This window comes from Glaciihabitans arcticus (assembly GCF_004310685.1).
GTDB lineage: Bacteria > Actinomycetota > Actinomycetes > Actinomycetales > Microbacteriaceae > Conyzicola > Conyzicola arctica.
Genome location: NZ_SISG01000001.1, coordinates 1,875,336 through 1,899,835, shown reverse-complemented (window position 1 = coordinate 1,899,835; position 24,500 = coordinate 1,875,336). Strand labels below are relative to the sequence as shown.

Here is a 24,500-nt window from a genome sequence, read left to right as displayed (position 1 = left end):
GACAGTGTGCCACCGGGCGGGTAACGTGTGGCGTGCTCCTGCGTCGCGCGCTACTCAACCCGCGCTGGTTGGGTGCCCGCGGCCGTATCGAAACCGGTTCGAATTGCGGCAACTGGGGAGTTCGAGGCCCCGGATCGCCCAATCGCCGCAATTTGGGGATGCCTGATTGAGCCTATCGAAGTCAGATTGAGCTTGCCGGGATCCGGAGTCAGGCGCTCGTCCGCTCGAAGGTGCCCGTGAGCCGCCCGCGCCCGAGCACGGTGCCGGGGTCGCGCAGGCTCACCGGAACACGGTCGAGGGCAAAGATCTGAAAGACGTAGTCGTGCGGGCCGTGATCGACGATGGGCCGCGGGCCGGAGTAGCCGAGACCCTTGATGGAGCCGTCGAGCAGGGTGATACCGGGGGAGTCGTGGTCGAGCATCCCGAGCGGAATGCGGTCGAGAATCGGGGCGATCACGGCCGCCACGTGCAGGATCGGCCGGGGCAGCGGCACGGTCGGATCCTCCATGACGACCAGCAGGGCGGCGGTCTGGGCGGGTACACCCGTCCACGCGAGTTCGGGCGAGGTGTTGGCTCCGACGCCCTCCGCTGCATGCGCGCGCGGGATGACGCCGCCCGGCTCGAAGTCCGGGCTGGTCAGCGTGATGCTGTCCGGTCCTACGAGGCGCGCCCAGGCGAGGTGCGTGTCGCCCGCGTGGACGTTCCGCAGCATCCGTCCGAGCAGTCCCATGTTTCGAGACTAGGTTTTGGGGGCGGGCGCCCCCAGCCCCCTTACGGGAGCAGTGCGCTGATCGTCCAGCTCGCGGAGGTTGTGTCACCCGGCTCGAGGATGACGAGATCCGTGCCCGAGTTGAACGCGTCGGGCGGACAGGTCATCGGTTCGACCGCGAGCCCGAGCCGGTTCTCGGCGGGGATGGGGCGGTCGGCGGTGTGCACCTGCAGCCAGGGGCACGCGGCATCCCACTGCATGACCACACCGCTGCCGTCCGCGACAGTAAGGGTGGCCGAGCCGCCGAGGCCGGTGAAGGCGTGGTCGATGAACGTGTCACCGATGACACGCGGCGTGCGGAAGTCGAACTCGGTGTCCCCGATGTCCACCAGGCTGACCGGGATCAGCCGCTCCTCGGTGACGGCGAGAACCTGTGCGGCGTCGAGGCTGAGAGTCCAGTCGTCGACGCGGCCGGGCCCGGCCACGAGGTAGGGGTGTGGTCCGGTGCCGAAGGGAGCGGCATCCCGACCCTGATTGTCCGCGGTGACCGTCTCGCGCAGGCCTGTGGACGAGAGGACGTACTCGACCGTGACGAGCACGCGGTGCGGGTAGCCGACCTGCGCCTCGATCGTGGTGGAAAGAGTCACCGATGTGGCGGAGGACTCGACGACGTCGAACGACGTCCAGGCGACCAGCCCGTGAAGCGCATGCCCGCGACGGGGCTCGGTGAGTGCCAGCTCGTGTTCGACGCCGCCGAACGTGTAGCGCCCGTCGACAACGCGGTTCGGCCACGGCGCGAGTGTCGCACCACGGAACGCGGGGCGCACCTCGTCCGCGTCGAACGGAACAACGAGGTCCCGTCCGCTGTGGCGCAGCGCGCGCAGCGAGGCGCCGACGCTGGCGATCGTCGCGGTGTAAGCGCCCGAGACGAGCTCGTGCTGGGTTCCGGAGAGCGGGGAAGTCATCCGCCCATTCTGCACCCGGTCAGTGCCCCGCGTCGTAGCGGGCCAGGGCGTCGGCGTCGCGCAGGTGGGTGACGGCGCGGCGGGCCGCGTCGAGAGCCTCGACCGGGTCGGCCCCGGCGGCCTGCGCATCGATGAGCTCGCGCTCGGCCTGGGCGAGCCGGGTTCGCGCGTCCGCACCGACGCGACGACCGCCCACGGCGATGAACGCGCTGATGGCCGAGAACTGACTCTTCGCCGAGGCGAGGGTTCCGCCGAGGGCGCTCACCGCGTGATCGAGGCGCTGCTTCTGGTTGCGTGCGCTCGCGAGGGCGGCGTCGAGCACGGCGACCGCGGCACCGATCGCGTCGAGCGAGGTGATGGGGTCGGTCGGCGGCTTCGCCGAGGCGACCCCGGCCAGAGCCGCCTCGACCCCGGAGATCGCGTCGTTGATGGCCTCCGAGGTGGCGGGGTCCGGTGCCGCCTCGCGCTGCACCCGCGCTTCCGTGAGGTCGGCGCGCGCCGTGGCGACAAGAGTGCTGAGGGCGGCAGTCGCGGCGTCGAGCTCGGTGGCCCGGGCATCCACGGCGTCGAGCAGGCGCACCGCGCGGCGGACGGCGTCCTCCGCATCCACCAGAGAATCGTTCACCGCGTTCACCCCCGCGGGCGAGAGCTGGCCGGCGGCGGCATCCGCAACCCCTTCGGCCGTATCGAGGAGAGCCGTTGCATCCGCCACCGCCGTCTCATGGGCGCTGAGCAGTGAAGGCGCGTAGTCGTCGGCGAGGCGGGAGAGCGTGGCGAGGGAGGGTGTGAAACGTCGGCGGGTTGCAAGGATGCTGGACTGCACGTCGGCGAGACGCTCGGGGGCGGCCACTTCCTCGTCGCGCAGGGCTGTGAAGGAGTGGTCCTGGCCGGCGAGCAACGCGATGGCCGACTCGCAGAGGGCGACGATCTGCAGGGTCCACTCGCGCTGCTTCTGAATTGACTCGGGAAACGCGTCGTCGAGCTCGTGCCGCAGTTGGAACGCGCGGGTCACCTTCGATCGTGCCTCGGTGACCGCGGCACCGAACTCGCGCGAGCGCTCGCCGCCGAACTGGGCGATCGCGAAGCCGAGCTCGTCGTCGCCCGCCTTGACCGCCTCGTCGGCGCGTACCAGCAGAACATTGGCCTGCGTGCGCAGTGTGGTGAGACCGGATGCCGCACTGGGGCGAGCCCCGTCGCGTCGCCGGAACAGCAGGACCAGGCCGCCGCCGACGAGCACCGCTACGGCGAGAACCGCCGTCACGCCCCCCGCCACGAGACCGCCAACGAGGTCCCCTGCCGCCTGAATGGACGAGAAAGCGACATCGAGGCGGGGCATGCCCAATATTTTACGGTGTCGCGACTCGCCCAAACCCGGCGTATCCTCCACGGTTTCTGCAGGTTTCGCCTTTACTGTTGCCCTGTGTGGCGTGCCGATAGAACTGACGACGACTTCCCCGGGGGAGCCGAGGACAGCCATGTCCTCGTCGAACCCCAGGTGACCGCTCCCCATGTCGTGAGCGTTGGCGACCCGAGAGTCGAGGCGGTGAACGTGGCAGAGCCGGTGTGGTCCGAGTGGCGCGACGAGCTTGCCCGCGTCGGTGGTCGGTCCTCGCTGCTGCACTTCATCGATACCCCGCGCACGCGCATCGAACTGTCGACCACGCACCCGGGCGGTCTCGCGACCTTCATCACCGGAAAGTCGACCCTTCTCTCCAACCTCATCCGTGACGACCTCGCGCTCCGCTCCGCCAAAGTCGCGGCCGGCCTCATCGCGTCGAAGGGCGTCGAGCTGTCGACAGCCCGCGGCATCGACGCGGTACACCTCGGCATCGGCATGGCCGAGTGGCAGTTCGAGGGCGAGGACTTCTGCGGCCCCGTGCTGCTGCGCCCCCTCGCGATCCGCCGTCACGGTCGTGACTTCGAGGTCAAGCTGCTCGGCGCAGCCTTCCTCAACCCCGAGCTGGCCCGTGCCCTGCGCGCGCAGTTCGGTGTCGAACTCGACGCCGAGGCGTTCGTGCGCCTCACCGATGACGATGGAACCTTCAAGCCCAACCCTGTGATCGACCGCCTGCGCGGCCTCACCGGTCACCTCGACTGGTTCAATGTGAGCCCCCGCCTCGTCGTGTCGACCTTCGTCGATGTTGCGACCGGGCTTCGGGATGACGCCAACGACCTCGAGCACCCCGTGCTGGACGCGCTCGCCGGCAACAGCAGCGCAAAGTGGAACGTCCAGGAGAGCTTCGCTCCCGTCGAAGCGCAGAACGCCGACGCCCGCCCGCCGCAGACCGACACCCTGCTTCTCGACGCGGACGCCGAGCAGGAGAACGTGATCGCCCAGATCGCCTCCGGCAACTCGGTGGTCGTCAAGACCCTCCCCGGCACCGGCGGAACCCAGACGATCGTGAACGCGATCGGCTCCCTCGTCGGACAGAACAAGCGAGTTCTCGTTGTGGGTGCGCGCCGCGCCTCGCTGCAGGGCATCTCGCAGCGCCTGAGCGATGTCGGCCTCGCCGGTGTCGCCGTCGCTCCGCGGTCGATGCGCCGCGACATCATCCGCTCCATCTCCCGCAACGAGAAGGCGAAGCAGCCCCTCGTCGCCGAGGTGGATGAGGCCCTCGTGCGCCTGCGCAAGGTGCTGCTCGACTACCGCGGTGCGCTCGGGCGCCCCGACCCCATCCTCGGCATCTCGGTTCTCGAATGCGTCACCGAACTCTCGCGCCTGTCGCTGCTGCCGGTGCCGCCGACCACTACCGCCCGCCTCACCCGCAGCGCCGTCGAGTCGCTCGCGCACGACCGTCACGTCGCCGCGCAGACCATGGTCGCGGCCGCCAACCTCGGCGAGTTCAAGTACGGACCCGGTGACTCGCCCTGGTACGGCGCACAGTTCCTCACGAGCGAAGACGCGAACAAGGCGCACGAGCTCGCCAAGTACCTGTCGAACGAGTCGGTTCCCGCCCTCCTCGATCGCGCCAACATCCTCGTCGGCTCGACGCACATGCGCCCGTTCTCGACGATCCGCGAGCTGGGCACCTACCTGCGCCTGCTCACCGACCTGCGCGATACGCTCGACCGCTTCCTTCCCGTCGTCTTCGACCGCTCGATCAGCGAGCTCGTCAACGCCACCGCCTCACGTCGCGACAACCCCGAGATGTCCGGCGCCAACCGTCGCCGCCTGCGCAAGCTCGCCCGCGAGTACGTGCGCCCCGGTGTGCACGTGAGCGACATGCACGAAGCGCTTACCCGCATCCAGGCCCAGCGCGTGCTCTGGCAGCGCTTCGTCGCCGAGGGTGCGACCCCCGAGGTCCCCGTCGGCATCGCCGACGTCCAGGTCGCGTACCAGCAGGTCGAACAGGACCTCTCCGAACTCGACCAGCCGCTCGGCTCGTTCAGCCAGGACACCCAGCTCGGTTCGCAGCCGATCCCGATCATGGTGGAGAAGCTGCGCGACCTCGCCGCCGAGTCGGACGTGCTGCACAACCTGCAGGAGCGCACCGCCCTCGTCACGACCCTGCGCGACCTCGAACTCGACCCGCTCATCGCGGACCTGGCCCAGCGCCACGTGCCCGAGCAGCAGGTTGCCGCAGAGCTCGAACTGGCCTGGTGGAAGTCGGCGCTCAGCTCGCTGCTCGAAGCCGACCGTGCTCTCCTCGGTGCGAACACCTCGGTGCTCGATCGTCTCGAGGCCGATTTCCGATTGGTGGACGAAGCGCACGCGGCCGGAAGCGCGCAGCTCCTCGCATGGCAGCTCGCCGAGAACTGGAAGATCGGGCTCGTCGACTGGCCGGATGAAGCACAGCTGCTCAAAAACCTGCTGCGCCGCCAGCACCTCGACGCGTTCGACCTGCAGACCACCGCGCCTCACCTGTCGCGCTCGGTTGCACCGGTCTGGCTCGCGTCGCCCTACGAGGTCTCGACCATCTCGGACAGCCTGCCGTTCGACGCGGTCATCCTCGTCGACGCGGGAGCCACGACCCTCGCGGAGAACGTCGGCGCGATCCGGCGTGCGCGCCAGGTCATCGTCTTCGGTGACCCGGTCACCCAGACCCCGGCAGCCTTCAGTGTGTCGATCGATCCGGGGGAGAGCGCGCCATCCCCTGAAGAAATCGACGACGACTGGCTCGATGGACTGCACGACCAGTCGGCACTCGCGCGCCTCGGCTCGCTGCTGCCCACCTTCTCGCTCACCCGCAGCTACCGCCCGGGCGGCGAGGACCTCGCCGAGCTGGTCAACCGCCGCTTCTACGGCGGTCGCATCGAGTCCCTGCCGTGGGCGGGCAGCTTCCTCGGGCACGGCAGCCTCGCCATCGACTATGTCGAGGCCGGGCACGGAATGCCCGACAGCTACACCGGCGCCGTCGAGAGCGTCGACGCCGAGGTGGCCCGCATCGTCGAGCTGGTGCTTGCGCACGCGGCCGACCGTCCGCGCGAATCGCTCATGGTGATCACCGCCTCCGCCCTGCACGCCGTGCGGGTGCAGCAGGCGGTGCTGACCGCCGTTGCCTCGCGCCCCGAGCTCAGTGACTTCATCATCGGCGACCGTCCTGAGCCGTTCGCGGTCATGACGATCGACCAGGCCGTCGCCGAGAGCCGCGACCGCGTACTGTTCTCGATCGGCTTCGGCCGCACGCCGCACGGTCGGGTGCTGTCCAACTTCGGTGTACTCGGTCAGCCCGGCGGGGAGCGCCTGCTCGCCGTCGCCATGACCCGCGCCCGCCGCTCGATGGTGATCGTGACCTGCTTCAAGCCGGAGGACATCGACGACTCCCGCATGAGCCACGGCGCCGTCGCGCTTGCCGAACTGCTGTCCGAGGCGGATGCCCGGCTCGCCGTCATCCCGCTGCCCGACGACAGCGATCCCATGCTGGTCGACCTGGCTCGCCGTCTCGAGGGTCGCGGAATCAACGTCGCCCTCGGTCACCGCGGCAAGCTCGGTCTGGTCGCCTCGCACGGCGGTGTCTGCCTCACGATCGAGACGGATTCGCTGCTGCACCGCGGCACCCTGCGCGAGTCGCTGCGCCTGCGTCCGGAACTGCTGCGCCGCCTCGGCTGGCACTACCTGCGCGTGCACTCGTTCGAGCTGTTCAGCGACCCGGATGCCGTCGCATCCCGCGTCATCACGATGCTGGGCGCCGACCGCACGGCCCAGGTCACCGAGCCGATCACGGTCATCACGCGCTAGTGACTTCGTCAGATGTGCGGGATGACACGGCTCCCGAGCCGCGTCGCCGAAAGCACCGCCGCGTGACAACCTCACCGGTTCCGGGCTCCGACCCGAACCCGACCCCGGAGCCGCCGCGCAGCTCGGGCACCGAGAACGACGCGCAGCTCAAGCAGGACGTCCCGCCGCACTGGGGTTGAGCGCGCGGTGGAGCCGAGCTGGTTGAGTAGGCCGACCGCGGCCGTATCGAAACCCGGTCCGCAGATTTCGATACGCGTGCTCCTTCGTCGCGCGCTACTCAATCAGCTCGGAACAGTGATCCACGTTCTCCGTATCCCAACTCCAGTTGGGATACGGAGAACGGGATCGCCGAGTGTGGCGCAGCGTCATCCCGAATCAGCGCGCGCTTGTGCTAACAGGGCGCACTCGCGCGAGGCCGCGCGGATAGCAAACGACCGCGCGGATAAGGGTTACGGCGTGTGCTTGCCGTGACCGTCGGAGGGCTGCACCTTGGCCCCGCCCGCGAGCAGGTCACGGATCTCGACCAGCATCTCGAGCTCGGTCGGCGGCGAGGGCTCCTCGGGGGAGGGCTGGGCCGGAGCCTTGAACGCCTTCTTCTTGAGGTAGTTGATGGGCACGATGAGGGCGAAGTAGACGACAGCCGCGACCAGCACGAACTGGATGATCGAGGAGGCGATGATGCCCCACTGCAGCACGATGGCGTCGTCGGCACCCGGGGCGGATGCTTCGCGGATGGTCGTACCCACGCCGGCGAGCGAGTCCGCGTCGAAGAGCAGCGCGATGACCGGGTTGAACAGTCCGGTGACGAGCGCGTTGACGATGGCGGTGAACGCCGCGCCGATGACAACGGCGACCGCGAGGTCGATGACGTTTCCGCGGAGGATGAACTCCTTGAATCCCTTGAGCATCAGAACTCCTAACTAGCTGGTCGCTGCCGGCTTTGCGGGTGCGGGGGCCGGTGAAGCTGCGGGGGCGGATGGGGTCGACGTCGTGGAGGTGCTGGACTTCCCGGCGGACTCAGAAGACGACGTCGTCGAGCGGGAATCGTTGCGGTAGAAACCGGAACCCGTGAATGTCACGCCGACGGGGGAGAAGATCTTGCGCAGCACGCCACCGCAGTTCGGGCACACGGTGAGGGTGTCATCCGTGAAGGCCTGGTGAATGTCGAACGCCTTCTCGCACTCGGTGCACCGGTAGGAATAGGTGGGCACAATCTCTCCAATGGGCTGCGTCAGGCAGCGGAATTCGGCTGGGTCGAGGGGAGGGCTGTAATGCCGCTCGGGGTCACAACGCCGTTGACTTTCTGGTCGTGCACCTCGCTGGGCACGGAGTCGACGAACTCGTTGTCGAATATCACAGCATAGACCGGGGGGCAGCGCTCCATGCTGCCGAGGGTCTTGTCGAAGTAGCCGCGACCCCAGCCCATGCGCATGCCCGTGCGGTCGACGGATGCCGCGGGCACAACGATGAGGTCGACCGAGTTGATCGCAATCGGTCCGAGAACTTCTGTGGTCGGGGTCGGCATCCCGAGCAGGTCTTCGTCTTCATCGGTGCCGTCGTAGGGCGCCCAGTCGAGCAGGCCGTCTTCACGGGAGATCGGCAGCAGCACGCGGATGCCCGAGTCGCAGGCCCAGTGCAGGAACTCGCGAGTGCTCGGCTCATCAGGCGTGGAGAGGTAGGCGGCGATCGATTTCACGCCAAGGCCCGAGGTCAGTTCGATGAGATTCGCAGTGACCGATTGTGTGGATGCCGCGCGCTCAGCGGCCGTGATGGTGCGGCGTCTTTCGCGCAGTTCCGCTCGCAACGCACGTTTCTCACTCGTTACGTCTGGGCTCATACCCCCAATTGTAGGAGTGATGGCGGTTACCCTTGTCCTATGGCACTCAGGATCACAAAGGCAGTAATACCCGCGGCGGGACTCGGAACCAGATTCCTTCCCGCAACCAAGGCGATGCCCAAGGAGATGCTCCCGGTCGTCGACAAGCCCGCGATCCAGTACGTGGTGGAGGAGGCGGTCGACGCCGGCCTCACCGACGTGCTGCTCATCACCGGCCGCAACAAGACCGCCCTCGAGAACCACTTCGACCGCATGACCGAGCTCGAGGCGACGCTCGAGGAGAAGGGCGATGTCGATCGCTTGAAGAAGGTCGAGTACTCGAATGATCTCGCCGATGTGCACTACGTGCGCCAGGGTGATCCCCGCGGTCTCGGTCACGCCGTGCTGCGAGCCAAGGCGCACGTCGGTAACCAGGCATTCGCGGTGCTGCTCGGTGACGACCTCATCGATGCTCGGGATGTGCTCCTCAGCCGCATGATCTCGGAGGCGAAGAAGCGGGGCGCGAGCGTCGTCGCCCTGCTCGAGGTGGACCCCTCGGTCGCCCACCTCTACGGTGTCGCCACCGTGGAAGCCACTGACGTGGACGACGTTGTGCGCATCACGGGTCTCGTCGAGAAGCCCGCGAAGGGCACGGCGCCATCCAACCTCGCCATCATCGGCCGCTACGTGCTGCAGCCCGAGGTGTTCGAGGTGCTCGAGACGACCGAACCCGGCAAGGGCAACGAGATCCAGCTGACCGACGCGCTGCTCACGATGGCGGAGGGCGACATCGCCGGGGGAGTCTTCGGACTCATCTTCCGCGGACGCCGCTACGACACCGGCGACCGTGTCGACTACATCAAGGCGATCGTGCAGCTTGCCGTCGACCGTGAAGACCTCGGTCCGGAGCTGCGCCCGTGGCTCAAGGAGTTCTCGGCGAACTTAGACTAGGCGCATGGCCGTCATCCCGACCCTCCGCGAGGGGGATATCGCTATCCGCCCGATTCGGGGCCGGGACGCGCGAGTGCTCGAACGTGAGCTGCTCGCCAACCGTGGATGGCTGCGCAAGTGGGAGGCGACCAACCCCGTCGGACCAATGAGCTTCGACGTGCGCGGCAGCATCCGTCACCTGGAGTCGAACGCACGCGCCGGTCTCGGCCTTCCGTTCATCATCGAGTACCAGGGCGAGCTGGCGGGCCAGCTCAACGTGTCGTCGATCAGTTACGGCTCGCTGTCGTCGGCGACGATCGGCTACTGGGTGAGCGAACGGTTCGCCGGCCTCGGCCTCACCCCGACTGCCGTCGCCCTCGCGACCGATCACTGCTTCTTCAACGTGGGCCTGCACCGCATGGAGATCTGCATCCGCCCCGAGAACGAGCCGTCGCTGCGTGTGGTCGAGAAGCTGGGCTTCCGTTATGAGGGGCTGAGGCGCCGCTACATCCACATCAATGGGGATTGGCGCGACCACTTCTGCTTCGGACTCACGGTGGAAGAGCTGCCGACCGGGGTTCTGCGGCGCTGGCTCGACGGCAAGGCGCCGGCGGATGCGGCGTTCATCCCCGAGCAGGATCGCGTCGCCGCGGCCAGGCCGTTGCTGCCCGGTCGTTAGGTCTTCCCTCTGGCTCAATGCCCGAACACACCCGCGCCGCTGACGGGCAATCCGGTGCCGCTCTCGTACCTTTAGGGACATGGATATCGGAGGCTCAGCCGGCGGCGGAATCATGCTCGCGCTTGCGGCCGGGCTCTGGCTCGCCTACCTCGTTCCGAGCTGGCTGCGCAATCGCGAGTACGTCGCGACCGAGCGCAACGCCGTGCGGCTGCAGCAGACCCTGAGGGTGCTCGCCGAGACCGCCGAAGTGCCCGCGGCCGTGCGCGCCGAGACCACAGCTCGCAGCGTTGCGGCCCACCAGCGAACCCTGCGCCAGCAGCGTGCGATCGAGGATGCCGCGGCGCGCGCCCGCGAAGTCGCCGCCGCCCGCACTGCCGCCCGTCAGCTCGCGGCCGTCCAGCCGGCGATCGCTGCAGTCGTGGCGGTGCGGAGCCGTGCGGCCCTGCGGTTGCGTCGTACGCGCGCCGTGACCTCCGTCGTCCTGCTCGGAGCTCTCGCCATCGTCGTCGCCCAGGGCGTGCTCATGGCGACCACCGGAATCGCCCCCGCCGCCCCCTTCGTGCTGGGCCTGGGTGGAGCGGTCGTCGTCTCCAGCCTCGCCATGCTGGGTCGCCTGGGCGCGGTCAGCCGCGCCCGTGCCGCCGTCGGAGTCGTGCAGCCCGCAGCGGCGAAGCGTCGCACCTCACTGGATCCGTACGAGCAGCAGGCGGCTCCCGCCGTGCCGCGTCGCGACTGGACGCCGGTGCCGGTTCCCAAGCCGCTCTACCTCTCGCGCACGAGCATCGAGCAGCCGGTGTTCGACGTCAGGTCGGCCGTCGCCGACCTGCAGGCCGCTGCCGCGCGTTCTGACTCGGCGCTGCGTGCAGCACAGGCGGCCCCCGAGGTGGTGCCGTTCCTGCGCAAGGTTGAGCCGGTGAACCCTCCCGCCGCTTCGGCCCCGACGAGCCGCTTCGCCCGCATGGGAATCGTGGATGCCGACGAGCAGTCCGCACCCGACGTGGACGCCATGCTGCGTCGCCGTCGCGCAGCCGGCTAGCGATGTCGAGCTTCCGCCGGAAGTGATAACGTAGCTACGCAACATACGGGCCCTTGGCGCAGTTGGTAGCGCGCCTCGTTCGCATCGAGGAGGTCAGGAGTTCAAATCTCCTAGGGTCCACAGTTGTGAGAATGCCGCCAGAGATGGCGGCATTCTCTGTTTAAGGGCAGTTCTTCCCCTCCCGAACACGACTTGCGCTGCGTCATCCACAGCGATCGCCGGAATGTCGCCGCACCCCGCTACCTTTCCTGAACGCGACACCGGTTCGGTGCTGCGGAGGGAGGTGAGCATGGGCAGGCGGGTGGCACGCCACGCGTGTCCGCGGTGGTGTGTGGCCGATCACGCCAGCGAAGACGAGTTCGGTGAGGTGCGGCATCGCAGCGCGACCGTCACGGTGCCGGTGGTCGCCCGGGCACGCGCCGGGCCGACCGCAACCGACATGATGATCGAGCTGTGGTCGCGAGAGCGGGATGCAACGGTCTGGCTGTACCTCGGCGACGGCTCCGACCAGCGGCTTGAGGTCACGCTCGAGAGCGCCGGGTTGCTCGCGGCCGCCCTCGCGCGGCAGCTCAGGACTGCAGCAGGGTGACGGCGTCCACCCCGAGTTTCTCCGCAATGCGCTCGACCGACTTCAGCGTCAGGTTGCGCTCGCCGCGCTCGATGCCGCCCATGTAGGTGCGATGTACCTCGAGCAGCTCGGCGAAGTCCTCCTGGCTGAGGCCACGCGCCTGGCGGTAGGCGCGAAGGTTGCGTCCAAGGAGCTTCTGCAGGTCACCTTCCACAGTTCCCAACGGTTGTGGAATGATACTTCCCAGTCTACAGACTTATGAGTATCATCCTTCCAACACCCCACGAAGGAGGAAGTAACCATGAACGAACCCATCCCCAACCGCATCCCCGAACCCGTGCGTCCGTCGGTGACGATTCCGCCGGTCGCCATCCCGGCGGCGTCGCCCCGCAGGAGGCGCGATGTCGCGCTTGTCGCGGTCGGCGCGACGGCCCTGGTCTTCGGGGCGGCACTGCCGACCACCCCGGCTGCCGCTGCGCCAAACGACTGGCTCGCAGAGATCCCACTGTCGTCGGAGCTCAGCACACCGACCGTCGCGAGCGGTGAACTCGCCGCCGCCTCTGGTGCACCCGCTGCGGCGGGCCTGCCGGTTGTGCTCTACGGCTGGCCGAGCACCGACGTGCTCGGCGCCATGCAGGAGGGCGACACCGTCAAGCTCACGCCCGTGGGCAAAGCGGTGACCGACGCGTCCGGTCGATTCGACCTGCGCATCGAGAATCCCGCCGAGGCCGCCCGACTCGCCGGAGCTGACGGCCTCGTCAACCTCGAGATCCAGGCGTTCTCGCCCGAAGGCATCGCATCCCACTCCTTCTCGAAGCGCGTGACGACCGGGGGCGACCTTGCTCCGGTGGACGAGGATGAACCCGGCACCACAGTGAACGAGGCGACCGCGACGAAGCTCGAGTTGGTGACAGAGAGCCACATTGGCGCCGGAGTCGCGGCCGGTACATCCGCACCGAGTGAGATCCAGGCCGTGTTCGACAAGACCGATATCTGCGGTGCGACCCTGCTCAAGCGCTACCCGGGCATCGATGCGATCGTCGGGCGCATGTACTCGTCGACCTCCGGCATCCAGTCCTCGTTCTCCATCGCCTCGAATGCCACAGCCACGGTCGGCGTTGCCAAATCGGTAAGCGGCAAGTACGCGACCTTCTCGCAGACGGGGACCTCGAGCGTGACCTCGGGCGACTCGTTCTCGTGGAATAAGTCGACGCTCTCCGGCGGACGCCAGTTCCGCACCGACTTCACTTACGGCCGATTCTCCAACTGGTGCTATCCGATCGGCGGCACCAAGAAGGTCTCGAGCTACAGCGTGCGGCCCGTCTCGTGGGACGGCGGCGGCTACTACGGCACGGAGGCGGTGCCCTCGGTGCCCGCAGCCAACTGCCGCCCCTTCGGCGCGAACACCTCGCAGACCCGCAGCACCTCGGCGGCGACCAAGACGACCAACGGCATCAAGATCTCCAGCGTCATCGGGATCGACCTGTCGTCGTCGGCGGGCTACACGGCGGCGGTCAAGGCGGGCATCCACAACGTCGGCTCCGTGACGCGCAAACTGTGCGGCACCAACGGCGTGCCCACCTCGCCCGGCCGCTACCTCGCGAAAGCCTGACGATGCGAGCGGATGACCGGCGCCCCGCCCGGCTGACCACCCTGGCCCTGGCGGCTCTCGCGGCAGGGTTCGTACTGGGCGGCTGTGCCCCGCCCGGCACGAGGGGCCCACTCGCCGTGCCGGAGGACACCGACGAGACCTGCATGCCCACGACGCAGTACCCGAGCGCGGCCATCGGCACCATCCTCACCAACAAGTCGAGTGGTGAGCTGCACATCACCCGGGTCGAGCTGCGCGGCGCAGACAACCTCGACCTGGGCGACAGCAGCCTCATGCCGTCGCCGGGCGACCTGCTGCTGGCCGACAAGTATCCGCCCACCGACCAGTTTCCCGACGACTGGCCGAACGCTGAGCCCATCGCCGACGCGACCGTCGCCGGCAACGAGAACCAGCTCGTGCTGGTCACCCAGGTCACGCCGGCCGATCCCGACCGCACGGGCAGCTTCGCGGGTCTCGACATCTATTACACAGACAGCAGAGGAAAGGAGTACCTCGAACCCACCCAGCACTCGCTGCGGATGACCCCCGGTAGCTGCAAGCCCGGTCAGTAGCGCAGGTACAGCCCCACATCCGAAGGGGCGCAACCGCGGCCGGCGAGCGTGATGCCCACCAGCATCCGCTCGCCGGCCCGCCACGCGAACACCGGTCCGCCGCTGTCACCCACGCAGGTGTTGCGCCCACCCGTCGGCACCGCGCACAGGTAGTCGCCGGCCGGCTGTAGGGCGAGCTCCGCCGCGCAGCGCTCCACGGGCTCCGTCCGCAGTGGCTTGCGTTGCACCCCGCACGAACTCGCACCGCCCAGCGATTCCGCACCCCAGCCCCAGGCCTCGAACGTGCTCGGTGCGACCTGCACCGAGCGCACCGGGGAGTGCGGTCGGCGCGGCCGCTCCAGCTCGAGCAGCACCGCATCCACCCCGCCGGGCAGGGGAGTCGCCCGCAGCACCCCGACCCGCTCCCCGTCGATCGGGCCCGTCGAGCACAGGTTGTCCGCGTCGAGGATCGCATCCACCCGGGTGGGGTCGCGACCCTCGAGGCAGTGGCGAGCCGTGAGAACCTCGCGAGGCGTGACCAGCACGCCGGTGCAAAACTGGTTGGCCGAGACATCCACATTCGGAGCAGAGGATGTCACGAGCGCCACCACGCCCGTCGGCTCGGGCACGGCCGCCGCAAGCCCGTACCCGACCCCGCCGATCGGGAGTGCGACAAGCAGCGCGGCAAGGGCAGCACGATCCCGGGTGGACGCCATGTGCACGAGGCTAGCGACGTCCGGGATCTCGGTAGGTTATTCGTGCACAGGCCGGGAATATGCGCTGCGGCATCCGGTTGGATAGATTGATACGTCTGCATACATAAAGGAGCACGCCATGACCGGCCACGTCGAATTCGGACTCGATACCTTCGGAGACGTCACCGTCGATGCCGAGGGCAAGAATCTCAGCTACGCGCAGGTGATCCGTGATGTCGTTGAGGAGGCCGTTGTGGCCGACGAGACCGGGGTCGACTTCATCGGCGTGGGGGAGCACCACCGCGATGACTTCGCCGTGTCGTCACCCGAGATGGTGCTCGCGGCGATCGCCGGCCAGACGAAGCGCATCCACCTCGGCTCGGCCGTGACCGTGCTCAGCTCCGACGACCCGGTCCGAGTGTTCCAGCGCTTCGCGACCCTCGACGCGGTGTCCAACGGTCGCGCCGAGGTCATCCTCGGCCGGGGCTCGTTCACCGAGTCCTTCCCGTTGTTCGGCTTCGAGCTCAGCGATTACAACCAGCTGTTCGAGGAGAAGCTTGAGCTGTTCACCGAGCTGCTCAAGGAGCAGCCCGTCACCTGGTCGGGTGGAACCCGTGCGGCCCTGACCAACCAGAGTGTGTTCCCGACCACCGAGGGCGGCTCGATCAAGACCTGGATCGGCGTCGGCGGAAGCCCCGAGTCCGTTGTGCGCGCGGCCAGCTACGGCCTGCCGCTGATGCTCGCGATCATCGGTGGCGAGCCCGCCCGGTTCGCGCCCTACGTCGACCTCTACCACCGCGCCCTCGCCCAGCTCGGAAAGCCGACCCTGCCGATCGGCGTGCACTCGCCTGGCTTCATCGCCGACACCGACGAGGAGGCCCGCGAGATCCTCTGGCCGCACTACAGCGTGATGCGCGACCGAATCGGCAAGGAGCGCGGCTGGCCGACGATGACCCGTGCAGAGTTCGACGAAGAGGCCGAGCACGGCTCGCTCTACGTCGGCTCGCCCGACACCGTCGCCGCGAAGATCGCGAAGACGGTCGGAGCCCTCGGTGTGCAGCGCTTCGACCTCAAGTACAGCGCCGGCCCGCTGCCCCACGGAGCGCTGATGCGCGCCGTGGAGCTCTACGGCACGAAGGTCATTCCGCAGGTGCGGGAGCGACTGGCGTCGCAGGGCTGACCGAGGGGCGACGGGCGCGGCGGCGCAGGATGACGAGTACCGCCAGCCCGATCAACCCCAGGAATACCAGCCACGGCAGCAGCACTCCGAGCGTGACGAGCACGGCACTCACGAACGCGACGAAGCTGTCCCAGCCGGTCTGAAGCCCAGAGAAGAAGGTGCTCGGCGTCTCGATGGGAGCATCCGCTTCGGACCCGAGGAACAGGTCGATCGTCGAGAGGCTGACCTGATCTTCGAGCGAGCGCTGTTCGCCCTGCATCGCTTCGAGGTTGCCCTGCCGCTCGGTGATCGACGTCTCGAGCGTGATGAGGTCATTGACGGTCTTCGCGGACTTCATAAAACTCTGAAGGCGCGCGATGGACGCGGCGAGAGCGTCGATGCGAGAGTCGAGGTCACGGGTCTGGTCCGTGACATCAGTCGTCGCAATATCGACGGTCTGAACCTTGCCGAGCTTCTTGATCTTCTCGAGCGTGGGGGTGAGGGTCTTGGAGGGGAGACGCAGGGTGAGCGTCGCGCGGCCCTTGTCGCCGTCGACGGCAGCCTCCTCGCTGCGCGCGTCGACGCGACCACCGGCGGCCTCGGCGATGCGCGCTGCCTCCGTCGCGGCCTTCGCGGGGCTGACGACGGTGAGGCTCACGGAGCCGTTGGTGATGATCTCCCGGTCGGCCGCCACGAAGCCGTCGGCGAGACCTCCCGCCTCCTGCGGCGCGGCCTGGTCGGACGCCCTCTCCGGGGCGGAGGACATTCCTGCCGAGCACCCGCTCAGGGCGAGAATCGCAAGGACAACAATTGCGGGAACACTCGTCATTCGTCTCATGTGGTCACCGTAACGACGCGGGGGAGGGCGCCGCTACCCAACGTTCGTCACGATCTGAGCGTCACATCTATGAGATTTCTGGGAGCCCTCTGAGTGAAGCATCACAATCAGGGAACATAGATATCGAAGTCGTAACGTCGCCATAACAGATCACTACAAAGGAGCAATCATGGGATTCCTTGACAACGCAAAAGACGCGGCCGAGGCAACCGGCAAGAAGGTCGGCGAGTGGGCTGACGACACCAAGGAGCGCCTCAGCGACAAGGTGGACGAGGTCCAGGCCGACGCCGAAGTGAAGAAGGCCGAAGCCGACGTAAAGCGTGCTGAGGCCGAGCGCGATTCCACCAAGGCCAAGAACGAGTACAAGGAAGACCTGCGCGACTGATCCTCCCGCGATCGGAAAAGGGGACGCCTCGGTGTCCCCTTTTTCGTGCCCCGCTGCGCCTCTGAGATAATCGGGCATGAGTTGGCGCGAGTGGTTCACCCGGAAGCGCACACCGTTGCTGCACATCGCCGACGATTCGGGGAGCGGGCCGGTCGTCATCCTCATTCATGGCATCGCGTCGTCGTCGGTGACCTTCTCCGAGCTGGTGCCCCGCCTCGTCGACAAGCACCGCTGCATCTCGATCGACCTGCTCGGCTTCGGGGAATCAACCGCGCCCGAGACGGCGACCTTCACCATCGAGGAGCACGTCGAATCGGTGCGGGCGACGATCGCCTCGCTCGCGCTGCGGGCTCCGTTCGAGTTGGTCGGACACTCGATGGGCAGCCTGATCGCTGCACGCTACGCGGCCATGTACCCGGGCAAGGTGTCGAAGCTCGTGCTCGTGAGCCCGCCGATCTACGTCGCGCCGACCGAGATCGGCGACCCGATGCAGCGCGCCACGATGAGCGCCTATCTGCGCGCGTACGAATTCCTGCGCGGCAACAAGGGCTTCACGACGCGCACCGCCGCCATGCTGTCCCGGATGTCGCCCATCAAAAACGTGCTCGAGGTCTCCGAACGCAACTGGAACGCCTTTGTGCTCTCCCTGCAGAACTCGATCGAGTCGCAGACGGCGGTCAGCGACATCGCCTCGGTGCGGGTTCCGGTGGAGGTCGTGTACGGAACCCTCGACCCGTTCGTGATGACCGGCGGCCTGCGCATCGTCGAGCAGTTGCGGCACGTGACGGTGCACCGTGTCGACGCGAACGACCACCTGGTGCGCAAGAGGCTGGCAAAAGCTGTGGCGAAGGCGATCGGTTAGTCGCCCGGTCTAGGCTTCGAGGATGGAATCCCACACAACCTCACGCCTCGGCGTTCCCGTTTCCGCGATCGGCCTCGGCACCTGGCAGCTCGGTGCCGACTGGGGCGACGTGAGCGAGGCGGACGCCCGCGCCGTGCTCGACGCCTCGGTCGAAGCCGGTGTCACCCTGTTCGACACCGCGGACGTCTACGGTGACGGACGCAGCGAGCAGGTCATCGGTGACTACCTCGCGGACAACCCCGAGCTCGACGTGTTCGTCGCGACGAAGATGGGTCGCCGCGAGGCCCAGGATCCGGCCAACTTCACCCTCGCGAAGTTCCGCGAGTGGACCGATCGCTCGCGCGCCAACCTGCGCACCGACACCCTCGACCTGGTTCAGCTGCACTGCCCACCGACTCCCGTGTTCTCGACCGATGCGGTCTACGACGCGCTCGACGAGCTGGTTCAGGATGGCGTTATCGCCCGCTACGGCGTCAGCGTCGAGACGGTGGATGAGGCGCTCGCCGCCATCGCCCGTCCGGGCATCACGAGTGTGCAGATCATCCTCAATGCCTTCCGCCTGAAGCCGCTCGAGCGTGTGCTGCCCGCGGCTATCGGCGCCGGGGTGGCGATCATCGCGCGCGTGCCGCTCGCCTCAGGCCTGCTCACCGGCAAGTACACCGAGCAGACCACGTTCGCCGAGAACGACCACCGCACCTTCAACCGTCACGGCGAGGCCTTCGACGTGGGCGAGACGTTCTCCGGTGTCGACTTCGAGCAGGGTGTCGCGGCCGCGCGCGAGTTCTCGGCCGCGGCCTCTGAGCTCGGGCTCACGCCGTCGGTCGCAGCTCTCGCCTGGCTCGCCCAGTTGGATGGCGTGACCACGGTCATCCCCGGTGCGCGCAACGTCGCGCAGGCGCAGTCCAACGCTTCGGCCGGCTCCGTGCCGCCGCTCGGCGCGGACTTCACGTCCGACATCGAGGCCCGCTACGACCGCTACTTCCGCGCTGCGGTGCACGGGCGCTGGTAGCGGTCTCTTCTCCGGCGATTCCGTCGCGGGGAGCTGCGACTTCTGAATGCCAACTGCGCCTTAGGTAAAGCAGAGTTGGGATCGGGATTCCGGGCTTGTCAGGGGATCTGGTGCTCGCGATTTCTGTATCCCGACTCCAGTCTGAATAGAGGGGCTTCGGGATACGAAAATCGCGGACTCCGCGGATCGAGGCGGCCGCTCGGCTCAGGTGAGCGAGACAGCCAATCCCACAGCACAGCCATCGTCGCGTCGAAGTCATCGCGCTGTGGCGAGTGTCCGGTGCCGGGTATCACGCGGTACTCGAGTGCGGGCCGCGTGATCGCGGCAACCGTCGCGGTGCCGAGCATCGTGTAGACGGCGGGGTCTCCGCTGAGCACCAGCGTCGGAATCTCCAGCCCGGCAACCGCCGTCACCGCATCCCAGGCGGGGTTGTCGTCGAAGGATCCACGGGCGGTACCGGGCGACGAGAGCCGCGCGGCCGCAACCTTGGTCGCGACGTCCCGCGGGTGCCAGTGCGGTTTCTCGGCGGTGAGCGAATCGACGGTGAGCTCCAGCTCGGCCAGCTGGTCGGCGATGATCGCATCACGGGAGGCCGGGTCGATCTCCAGCACGGGGTCGAGCAGGGCGAGACGTCGCGCGAAACCGGGAGTCGTCGCAGCTATCGAGGCCGTTGCGGCACCCAGCGAGTGGCCCAGCACGAGATCCCAGTCGGTGCCGGGCAGGTCTGCCGCGTAACTCGCGAGAGCGAGGTCGTCATCCCGAGCCGCCGCACCATGACCCCGCAGGTCGACGGAGTGCACGTGACATCCCGAAGCCTCGAAAGCGTCGGCGACCCGCCACCAGGTCGCGGCGTCGCCGTTCAGGCCGTGCACGAGCAGAACGCGGGGGCCGCCCGGGGTGCCGGACGAGTACAGGGGAAGCTCCATGGGACGACCCTACTGAACTCCATGCGCGGGAATGGAAAACCACGGACCCGCGTTGCAGGAAAGGTGAACACGCTTATGATCGTCGTCGCCTCTGTCCGTCCCGGCCGTGCAGGCCTTCCCGTCGCGCAGTGGGTCAACTCCGCCGTCGCCGAACGTGGTGGCTTCGAGATCGACTTCGTCGACCTCGCCGAGCTCGCGCTTCCGTTCATGGACGAGCCGAATCATCCCGCCAAGCGCGCCTACACGAAGCCGCACACCTTCGCCTGGTCGGAGCGGGTCGAGGCCGCCGACGCCTTCATCTTCGTGACCCCCGAGTACAACCACTCCTACGCGCCGGCGCTCGGCAACGCCATCGACTTCCTCTCGCAGGAGTGGTGGCGCAAGCCGGTCGGCTTCGTCAGCTACGGCGGCGTCGCTGCGGGTGCCCGCGGTGTGTCGGCGATCGAGCCCGTGCTGACGACCGTCGGCCTGATCAAGACCGGCGCGAATGTCGAGATCCCCTTCATCGGCACGAGGGTTCAGGATGACGCCTTCCAGCCCAACGAGAAGGAGAGCGCCATCCTCGGCAAGCTCGTCACCGAACTCGAGACGCTTGCAGGCGCGCTCAAGCCCCTGCGCTAGCTAGCTCGGCTGGATCGGCACCGGCGCTGTGTCGGGAATCGACGAGAGCTCTCGACCGCGCAGGTCGGGATGCCAGCTGCGCAGGATCGTGGGGATCAGGAAGCCGACGAAGGCGAACGCCGCGGCGGCCCAGAACCCGCCGACGGCCCCGTTCGCGTCGATGAGGAATCCGGCGGCGGCCGAGCCGAGCGCGGCGCCGATGAGCTGCCCGGTGCCCACCCAGCCGTAGGCCTCTGCGGTGTCGCTGAACTTCACCGTCGCTGAGACGATCGCGAACATCACGGCCAGAGCGGGAGCGATGCCGATGCCGGCGATCAGCAGGGTGACGCCCAGCCACCAGAAGTTGAGCGAGAACATCGCGAGTGCCATGCCCACGAAGACGCCGAGCATACGACGGGACAACGCCCACGGCCCGACGGGCACGTGCCCGAACGACAGGCCGCCGGCGAGGGAACCGATCGCGAAGACGGCGAGCACGATTCCGGCCTCGGGCCCGCCGTGCCCGAACGCCGCGACGACTCCCGCCTCGACCGCAGCGCACGCACCGACGAGCAGGAAGCCGACGATCGTGGAGAGCAGCACCGCGGGCTTGGAGAGCACCACCCCGAGCTTGCGCTTGCTGCGTGGGATGCGCACGCGCCCGACCTCGGGGGAGAGGATGAACCACAGCCCGCCGCCGACGAGGAACACTCCCGCGATGACGATCGCGAGGGTCGTCGAGATCTGCGTCGCGACGAAGGTCGTGATGACCGGGCCGGCGACCCAGATGATCTCCTGGGCCGAGGCGTCGAGCGAGAACAGCGCGGTCAGCTGCTTCGAGTTGACCATCTTGGGGTAGATGGTGCGCACCGCGGGCTGGATCGGCGGCATGCTCAGCCCGCCGATGAAACCGATGATCATGTAGACCGGCACGCTCGCGTCGACGATGAAGGCGATCAGGCCGATCGAGGTCGCGCAGACGATCATCGTGAGGGTAAGCACGCGGCGCATTCCCCAGACGCCCATCCAGCGACTTGTGAGTGGTCCGGCGATGGCCTGGCCGATGCTCGTCGCGGCGAGCACAAGGCCCGCGGCGCCGTAGGAACCGGTGATCTGCTCGATGTGCAGCAGGTACGCGAGCGAGAGCATGCCGAAGGGGAACCGCGCCGTGAGCTGCGCGGCAATGATGCGGGCGACTCCGGGGGTTTTCAGCAGGCTGGAATAAGTACTCACAAGACACCCAGCTTAGCGTCGAGGTCGCGCGTGATTCCGTGGTGAACGCCCTGTCGGAGGGGCCCTTTACCCTGTGTATAAGTCATACAAGTTATCCACAGCTGTGGATGACACGCCCACTACATGTGGTGTTCGCCAAGCGTCGGTGGCACGATATATAGTGGTGAAACCGCCGGGCCGAGCATGCGGGTAAAAGGCCAATTTCAGTAGTTTTGAGGGAGCATTTGTGGGAATCACGGTAGTTAAGCGCGATGGCGAGCGCGAGCCATACGACGCGAACAAGATCAACCTCGCGATCGAGCACGCGAGTGCCGGTCTTGACGAGAACATCACCTGGGTCACCCAGATCGCCTCGGAGCTCGAGCTCACGCTCTTCGACGGCATCACGACCCAGCAGCTCGACGAGGCAGTCATCCAGGTGGCCCTCCAGAACGTGAAGGACGACCCGGCCTTCGACATCGTCGCCGCCCGTCTCCTGCTCAAGACGATCTACAAGCGCGTGCTCGGTGACTACGAGACCGCCGACGAGCTGAAGTCGCTGCACAAGCAGCACTTCGCCGCTAACGTCACCCGCGGCGTCGACGAGAAGCTGCTCGACCCGCGCCTGACCGAGCTCTTCGACCTCGAGTTCCTCGCCGGCCACCTCGAGCCGGCCCACGATGAGCTGCTCAAGTACATCGGTGTCGTCACCCTCAACAACCGCTACGGCATCAAGGGCCGCAACGGCGATGCCCTCGAGGTTCCCCAGTACTTCTGGATGCGTATCGCGATGGGACTCTCGCTCAACGAGCAGAACCCCAACGAGGCGGCCATCGCCTTCTACGAGAAGATGTCCAAGCTCGAGTACCTCGCGGCCGGCTCCACCCTCGTCAACGCCGGAACGATTTACCCGCAGCTCGCGAACTGCTTCGTCATGGAGATGCAGGACGACATGGAGCACATCGCGAAGACCACGCGCGATGTCATGTGGCTGACCAAGGGCACCGGCGGAATCGGCCTCTCGGTCACGAAGCTCCGTGCGCAGGGTTCGCCCATCCGCTCGAACAACACGACGTCGACCGGACCCATCCCGTTTATGCACACCATCGACTCGATTCTTCGGGCGGTGAGCCGGGGAGGCAAGAAGTTCGGCGCCCTCTGTTTCTACATGGAGAACTGGCACATGGACTTCCCGGAGTTCCTGGAGCTGCGCAACAACTCCGGTGACCCGTACCGCCGCACCCGCACCGCGAACACCGCGGTCTGGATCAGCGACGAGTTCATGAAGCGCGTGCAGAACGACGACGACTGGTACCTCTTCGACCCGCTCGAGGTCGCAGACCTCAACGAGCTCTACGGTGCCGCGTTCAGCGCGAAGTACCAGGAGTACGTCGCGAAGGCCGAAGCCGGCGAGATGCACATGTTCAAGAAGATCACGGCTCGCGAGCAGTTCAAGTCGATCCTGATCTCCCTCCAGACCACGAGCCACCCGTGGCTCACCTGGAAGGACACGATCAACAACCGTGCGCTCAACAACAACACGGGAACGATCCACCTCTCGAACCTCTGCACCGAGATCACGCTTCCGCAGGACGAAGACAACGTCTCCGTCTGCAACCTCGCGTCGATCAACCTGTCGCAGCACATGCTCGACGTCGAGAACGCCGGCCTGAGTGTCGACTTCAAGAAGATCGAGGAGAGCGCTCGCCTCGCGGTGCGCCAGCTCGACAACCTGATCGACATCACGCGCTCCTCGGTCAAGGAGGCGGACTTCTCGAACAGCGAGAACCGCGCCGTCGGCCTGGGAGTTATGGGCTTCACCGACATCATCGAGCGCCTCGGCATCAGCTACGAGAGCGAAGCGGCCTACGACCTGATCGACGAGATCATGGAGCACGTCTCCTACGCGGCGATCGACGAGAGCGCGAACCTCGCGCAGCTGCGTGGCTCCTACCCGAACTTCCAGGGCAGCCGCTGGTCGGAGGGCCTCGTGCCCCTCGACTCGATCGCGCTGACCGAGGCGGACCGTGGCATGGAGATCAAGGTCAACCGCAAGACCCGCCTCGACTGGGACGCCCTGCGTCTCAAGGTCAAGGGGGGAATGCGCAACGCGACGCTCATGGCGATCGCGCCCACCGCATCCATCGGTCTCGTGGCGGGAACGACCCCGGGTCTCGACCCGCAGTTCTCGCAGATCTTCAGCCGCGCAACCTCGAACGGCAAGTTCCTCGAGGTCAACCGCAACCTGGTCGTCGACCTGCAGAAGCTCGGCATCTGGGACTCCACGAAGGAGTCGATCCTGCGCAGCCAGGGCGACATCCAGAACGTGGCCGCCATCCCGGACCACCTCAAGGAGGTGTACAAGACGAGCTTCCAGCTGTCGCCGTACGCGTTCCTCGAGGTCGCCGCTCGCGCCCAGAAGTGGATCGACCAGGCCATCAGCCGCAACATGTACCTCGAGACGCGTGACCTCGGCGACATGATGGACATCTACTTCGCAGCATGGGAGCGCGGCGTGAAGACGACGTACTACCTGCACATGAAGCCGCGCCACACCGCCGAGCAGTCCACCGTCAAGGTGAACAAGTCCGAGGAGATCGGGTCGGGCGCCAAGAAGGGCTTCGGCGCGGCTGCCGCATCGGGCGCTCCGGTCGAGGCCGCGGTCTCCGCCGCTCCCGCCCGTCGTGGCTTCGGTGGACTCGCGAAGGGTGACGCGTAATCATGGACCGCACCTTCGAAGAATATTCAGTCCCGGTCGATCCCATGGACGACCTCCAGTGCGAAAGTTGC

25 protein-coding genes and 1 tRNA gene are annotated in these 24,500 nt (G+C 67.3%); 15 read left to right on the top strand and 11 right to left on the bottom strand.

Annotated features, from left to right (window positions below; all coding sequences use genetic code 11):
* Window positions 1-208: 208 nt before the first annotated feature.
* From EYE40_RS09165 to EYE40_RS09155, 3 genes are read right to left on the bottom strand one after another with little or no spacing between them, the layout of a single operon-like run.
* Window positions 209-730: a YbhB/YbcL family Raf kinase inhibitor-like protein gene (locus EYE40_RS09165; protein ID WP_130981654.1), complete on the bottom strand. Its 522-nt coding sequence runs from the start codon at window positions 728-730 to the stop codon at window positions 209-211.
* A 41-nt stretch (window positions 731-771) separates the two neighbouring features.
* The gene (locus EYE40_RS09160) at window positions 772-1,674 is read right to left on the bottom strand and encodes an aldose 1-epimerase family protein (protein ID WP_130981653.1); all 903 of its coding nucleotides are present in this window, start codon (window positions 1,672-1,674) and stop codon (window positions 772-774) included.
* Window positions 1,675-1,693: 19 nt separating this feature from the next.
* Window positions 1,694-3,010 carry a coiled-coil domain-containing protein gene (locus EYE40_RS09155; RefSeq protein ID WP_130981652.1) on the bottom strand — a complete coding sequence of 439 codons (1,317 nt, stop codon included), beginning with the start codon at window positions 3,008-3,010 and terminating at the stop codon, window positions 1,694-1,696.
* An 84-nt stretch (window positions 3,011-3,094) separates the two neighbouring features.
* Between EYE40_RS09155 and EYE40_RS09150 the strand changes: the two genes are divergently transcribed.
* Window positions 3,095-6,853 (top strand): DEAD/DEAH box helicase, encoded by a 3,759-nt coding sequence (locus EYE40_RS09150; RefSeq protein WP_420810040.1) that lies wholly within the window; start codon window positions 3,095-3,097, stop codon window positions 6,851-6,853.
* Window positions 6,853-7,032, top strand: coding sequence for a hypothetical protein (locus tag EYE40_RS09145; RefSeq protein WP_130981651.1), 180 nt, complete (start codon window positions 6,853-6,855; stop codon window positions 7,030-7,032). Before EYE40_RS09150 ends, EYE40_RS09145 begins: the two co-directional genes overlap by 1 nt.
* 270 nt (window positions 7,033-7,302) lie before the next feature.
* On the opposite strand, the gene mscL is transcribed toward EYE40_RS09145, so the two are convergent.
* The 3 genes from mscL to EYE40_RS09130 are packed head-to-tail and all read right to left on the bottom strand — an operon-like array spanning window position 7,303 to window position 8,690.
* The gene (mscL, locus tag EYE40_RS09140; protein WP_130981650.1) at window positions 7,303-7,761 is read right to left on the bottom strand and encodes a large conductance mechanosensitive channel protein MscL; all 459 of its coding nucleotides are present in this window, start codon (window positions 7,759-7,761) and stop codon (window positions 7,303-7,305) included.
* A 12-nt stretch (window positions 7,762-7,773) separates the two neighbouring features.
* Window positions 7,774-8,064: an FmdB family zinc ribbon protein gene (locus EYE40_RS09135; RefSeq protein ID WP_130981649.1), complete on the bottom strand. Its 291-nt coding sequence runs from the start codon at window positions 8,062-8,064 to the stop codon at window positions 7,774-7,776.
* Window positions 8,065-8,084: 20 nt separating this feature from the next.
* Window positions 8,085-8,690 carry a 5-formyltetrahydrofolate cyclo-ligase gene (locus EYE40_RS09130; RefSeq protein ID WP_130981648.1) on the bottom strand — a complete coding sequence of 202 codons (606 nt, stop codon included), beginning with the start codon at window positions 8,688-8,690 and terminating at the stop codon, window positions 8,085-8,087.
* Between the two features lie 39 nt (window positions 8,691-8,729).
* Here EYE40_RS09130 and galU point away from each other — a divergent pair, with 39 nt between their 5' ends.
* The 5 genes from galU (at window position 8,730) to EYE40_RS09105 (ending at window position 11,903) form a co-directional block, all read left to right on the top strand.
* Window positions 8,730-9,620, top strand: coding sequence for a UTP--glucose-1-phosphate uridylyltransferase GalU (gene galU, locus EYE40_RS09125; RefSeq protein ID WP_130981647.1), 891 nt, complete (start codon window positions 8,730-8,732; stop codon window positions 9,618-9,620).
* Window positions 9,621-9,624: 4 nt separating this feature from the next.
* Window positions 9,625-10,278 (top strand): GNAT family N-acetyltransferase, encoded by a 654-nt coding sequence (locus EYE40_RS09120; protein ID WP_130981646.1) that lies wholly within the window; start codon window positions 9,625-9,627, stop codon window positions 10,276-10,278.
* Window positions 10,279-10,357: 79 nt separating this feature from the next.
* Window positions 10,358-11,314, top strand: coding sequence for a hypothetical protein (locus EYE40_RS09115; RefSeq protein WP_130981645.1), 957 nt, complete (start codon window positions 10,358-10,360; stop codon window positions 11,312-11,314).
* A gap of 47 nt (window positions 11,315-11,361) precedes the next feature.
* Window positions 11,362-11,434 (top strand) — tRNA-Ala (locus EYE40_RS09110).
* Between the two features lie 211 nt (window positions 11,435-11,645).
* Window positions 11,646-11,903, top strand: a complete 258-nt coding sequence (locus EYE40_RS09105) for a hypothetical protein (protein WP_130981644.1) — start codon at window positions 11,646-11,648, stop codon at window positions 11,901-11,903.
* On the opposite strand, the gene EYE40_RS09100 is transcribed toward EYE40_RS09105, so the two are convergent.
* Window positions 11,884-12,096 (bottom strand): helix-turn-helix domain-containing protein, encoded by a 213-nt coding sequence (locus EYE40_RS09100; protein ID WP_130982870.1) that lies wholly within the window; start codon window positions 12,094-12,096, stop codon window positions 11,884-11,886. The genes EYE40_RS09105 and EYE40_RS09100 overlap by 20 nt on opposite strands.
* Before the next feature lie 87 nt (window positions 12,097-12,183).
* Here EYE40_RS09100 and EYE40_RS09095 point away from each other — a divergent pair, with 87 nt between their 5' ends.
* A complete protein-coding gene (locus tag EYE40_RS09095) occupies window positions 12,184-13,494 on the top strand; it encodes a hypothetical protein (RefSeq protein ID WP_130981643.1) in 1,311 nt (436 codons plus the stop codon).
* Between the two features lie 2 nt (window positions 13,495-13,496).
* Entirely contained in the window at window positions 13,497-14,045 is a 549-nt protein-coding gene (locus EYE40_RS09090; protein WP_130981642.1) for a hypothetical protein, read from the top strand.
* On the opposite strand, the gene EYE40_RS09085 is transcribed toward EYE40_RS09090, so the two are convergent.
* Window positions 14,039-14,740 (bottom strand): S1 family peptidase, encoded by a 702-nt coding sequence (locus EYE40_RS09085; RefSeq protein ID WP_130981641.1) that lies wholly within the window; start codon window positions 14,738-14,740, stop codon window positions 14,039-14,041. The two genes, EYE40_RS09090 and EYE40_RS09085, sit on opposite strands and share 7 nt — an antisense overlap.
* Before the next feature lie 118 nt (window positions 14,741-14,858).
* Between EYE40_RS09085 and EYE40_RS09080 the strand changes: the two genes are divergently transcribed.
* Window positions 14,859-15,899 carry an LLM class flavin-dependent oxidoreductase gene (locus EYE40_RS09080; RefSeq protein WP_130981640.1) on the top strand — a complete coding sequence of 347 codons (1,041 nt, stop codon included), beginning with the start codon at window positions 14,859-14,861 and terminating at the stop codon, window positions 15,897-15,899.
* On the opposite strand, the gene EYE40_RS09075 is transcribed toward EYE40_RS09080, so the two are convergent.
* Window positions 15,859-16,716 carry a DUF4349 domain-containing protein gene (locus tag EYE40_RS09075; protein ID WP_130981639.1) on the bottom strand — a complete coding sequence of 286 codons (858 nt, stop codon included), beginning with the start codon at window positions 16,714-16,716 and terminating at the stop codon, window positions 15,859-15,861. The two genes, EYE40_RS09080 and EYE40_RS09075, sit on opposite strands and share 41 nt — an antisense overlap.
* A gap of 169 nt (window positions 16,717-16,885) precedes the next feature.
* Between EYE40_RS09075 and EYE40_RS09070 the strand changes: the two genes are divergently transcribed.
* The 3 genes from EYE40_RS09070 (at window position 16,886) to EYE40_RS09060 (ending at window position 18,972) form a co-directional block, all read left to right on the top strand.
* Window positions 16,886-17,101, top strand: a complete 216-nt coding sequence (locus EYE40_RS09070) for a hypothetical protein (protein WP_130981638.1) — start codon at window positions 16,886-16,888, stop codon at window positions 17,099-17,101.
* Between the two features lie 76 nt (window positions 17,102-17,177).
* Window positions 17,178-17,963 carry an alpha/beta fold hydrolase gene (locus EYE40_RS09065; protein WP_130981637.1) on the top strand — a complete coding sequence of 262 codons (786 nt, stop codon included), beginning with the start codon at window positions 17,178-17,180 and terminating at the stop codon, window positions 17,961-17,963.
* Window positions 17,964-17,985: 22 nt separating this feature from the next.
* Window positions 17,986-18,972: an aldo/keto reductase gene (locus tag EYE40_RS09060; protein ID WP_130981636.1), complete on the top strand. Its 987-nt coding sequence runs from the start codon at window positions 17,986-17,988 to the stop codon at window positions 18,970-18,972.
* Window positions 18,973-19,070: 98 nt separating this feature from the next.
* On the opposite strand, the gene EYE40_RS09055 is transcribed toward EYE40_RS09060, so the two are convergent.
* A complete protein-coding gene (locus EYE40_RS09055) occupies window positions 19,071-19,898 on the bottom strand; it encodes an alpha/beta fold hydrolase (RefSeq protein WP_130981635.1) in 828 nt (275 codons plus the stop codon).
* Between the two features lie 63 nt (window positions 19,899-19,961).
* Here EYE40_RS09055 and EYE40_RS09050 point away from each other — a divergent pair, with 63 nt between their 5' ends.
* Entirely contained in the window at window positions 19,962-20,519 is a 558-nt protein-coding gene (locus tag EYE40_RS09050; RefSeq protein ID WP_130981634.1) for an NADPH-dependent FMN reductase, read from the top strand.
* Here the strand turns inward: EYE40_RS09050 and EYE40_RS09045 are convergent, their stop codons facing one another.
* Complete coding sequence (locus EYE40_RS09045; RefSeq protein WP_130981633.1) at window positions 20,520-21,731, bottom strand: MFS transporter; 1,212 nt, start codon at window positions 21,729-21,731, stop codon at window positions 20,520-20,522.
* A 226-nt stretch (window positions 21,732-21,957) separates the two neighbouring features.
* Here EYE40_RS09045 and EYE40_RS09040 point away from each other — a divergent pair, with 226 nt between their 5' ends.
* Window positions 21,958-24,429 (top strand): ribonucleoside-diphosphate reductase subunit alpha, encoded by a 2,472-nt coding sequence (locus EYE40_RS09040; protein WP_130981632.1) that lies wholly within the window; start codon window positions 21,958-21,960, stop codon window positions 24,427-24,429.
* Window positions 24,430-24,500: the final 71 nt, after the last annotated feature.

Excerpts from the sequence above, each read along its gene's own strand:
- EYE40_RS09090 (WP_130981642.1), top strand. The coding sequence starts at position 13,497 with ATGCGAGCGGATGACCGGCGCCCCGCCCGGCTGACCACCCTGGCCCTG.
- EYE40_RS09080 (WP_130981640.1), top strand. The coding sequence starts at position 14,859 with ATGACCGGCCACGTCGAATTCGGACTCGATACCTTCGGAGACGTCACC.
- EYE40_RS09055 (WP_130981635.1), bottom strand. The coding sequence starts at position 19,898 with ATGGAGCTTCCCCTGTACTCGTCCGGCACCCCGGGCGGCCCCCGCGTT.
- EYE40_RS09160 (WP_130981653.1), bottom strand. The coding sequence starts at position 1,674 with ATGACTTCCCCGCTCTCCGGAACCCAGCACGAGCTCGTCTCGGGCGCT.
- mscL (WP_130981650.1), bottom strand. The coding sequence starts at position 7,761 with ATGCTCAAGGGATTCAAGGAGTTCATCCTCCGCGGAAACGTCATCGAC.
- EYE40_RS09075 (WP_130981639.1), bottom strand. The coding sequence starts at position 16,716 with ATGAGACGAATGACGAGTGTTCCCGCAATTGTTGTCCTTGCGATTCTC.
- EYE40_RS09115 (WP_130981645.1), top strand. The coding sequence starts at position 10,358 with ATGGATATCGGAGGCTCAGCCGGCGGCGGAATCATGCTCGCGCTTGCG.
- EYE40_RS09120 (WP_130981646.1), top strand. The coding sequence starts at position 9,625 with ATGGCCGTCATCCCGACCCTCCGCGAGGGGGATATCGCTATCCGCCCG.
- EYE40_RS09130 (WP_130981648.1), bottom strand. The coding sequence starts at position 8,690 with ATGAGCCCAGACGTAACGAGTGAGAAACGTGCGTTGCGAGCGGAACTG.
- EYE40_RS09065 (WP_130981637.1), top strand. The coding sequence starts at position 17,178 with ATGAGTTGGCGCGAGTGGTTCACCCGGAAGCGCACACCGTTGCTGCAC.
- EYE40_RS09155 (WP_130981652.1), bottom strand. The coding sequence starts at position 3,010 with ATGCCCCGCCTCGATGTCGCTTTCTCGTCCATTCAGGCGGCAGGGGAC.
- EYE40_RS09070 (WP_130981638.1), top strand. The coding sequence starts at position 16,886 with ATGGGATTCCTTGACAACGCAAAAGACGCGGCCGAGGCAACCGGCAAG.
- EYE40_RS09095 (WP_130981643.1), top strand. The coding sequence starts at position 12,184 with ATGAACGAACCCATCCCCAACCGCATCCCCGAACCCGTGCGTCCGTCG.
- EYE40_RS09165 (WP_130981654.1), bottom strand. The coding sequence starts at position 730 with ATGGGACTGCTCGGACGGATGCTGCGGAACGTCCACGCGGGCGACACG.
- EYE40_RS09060 (WP_130981636.1), top strand. The coding sequence starts at position 17,986 with ATGGAATCCCACACAACCTCACGCCTCGGCGTTCCCGTTTCCGCGATC.
- galU (WP_130981647.1), top strand. The coding sequence starts at position 8,730 with ATGGCACTCAGGATCACAAAGGCAGTAATACCCGCGGCGGGACTCGGA.
- EYE40_RS09085 (WP_130981641.1), bottom strand. The coding sequence starts at position 14,740 with ATGGCGTCCACCCGGGATCGTGCTGCCCTTGCCGCGCTGCTTGTCGCA.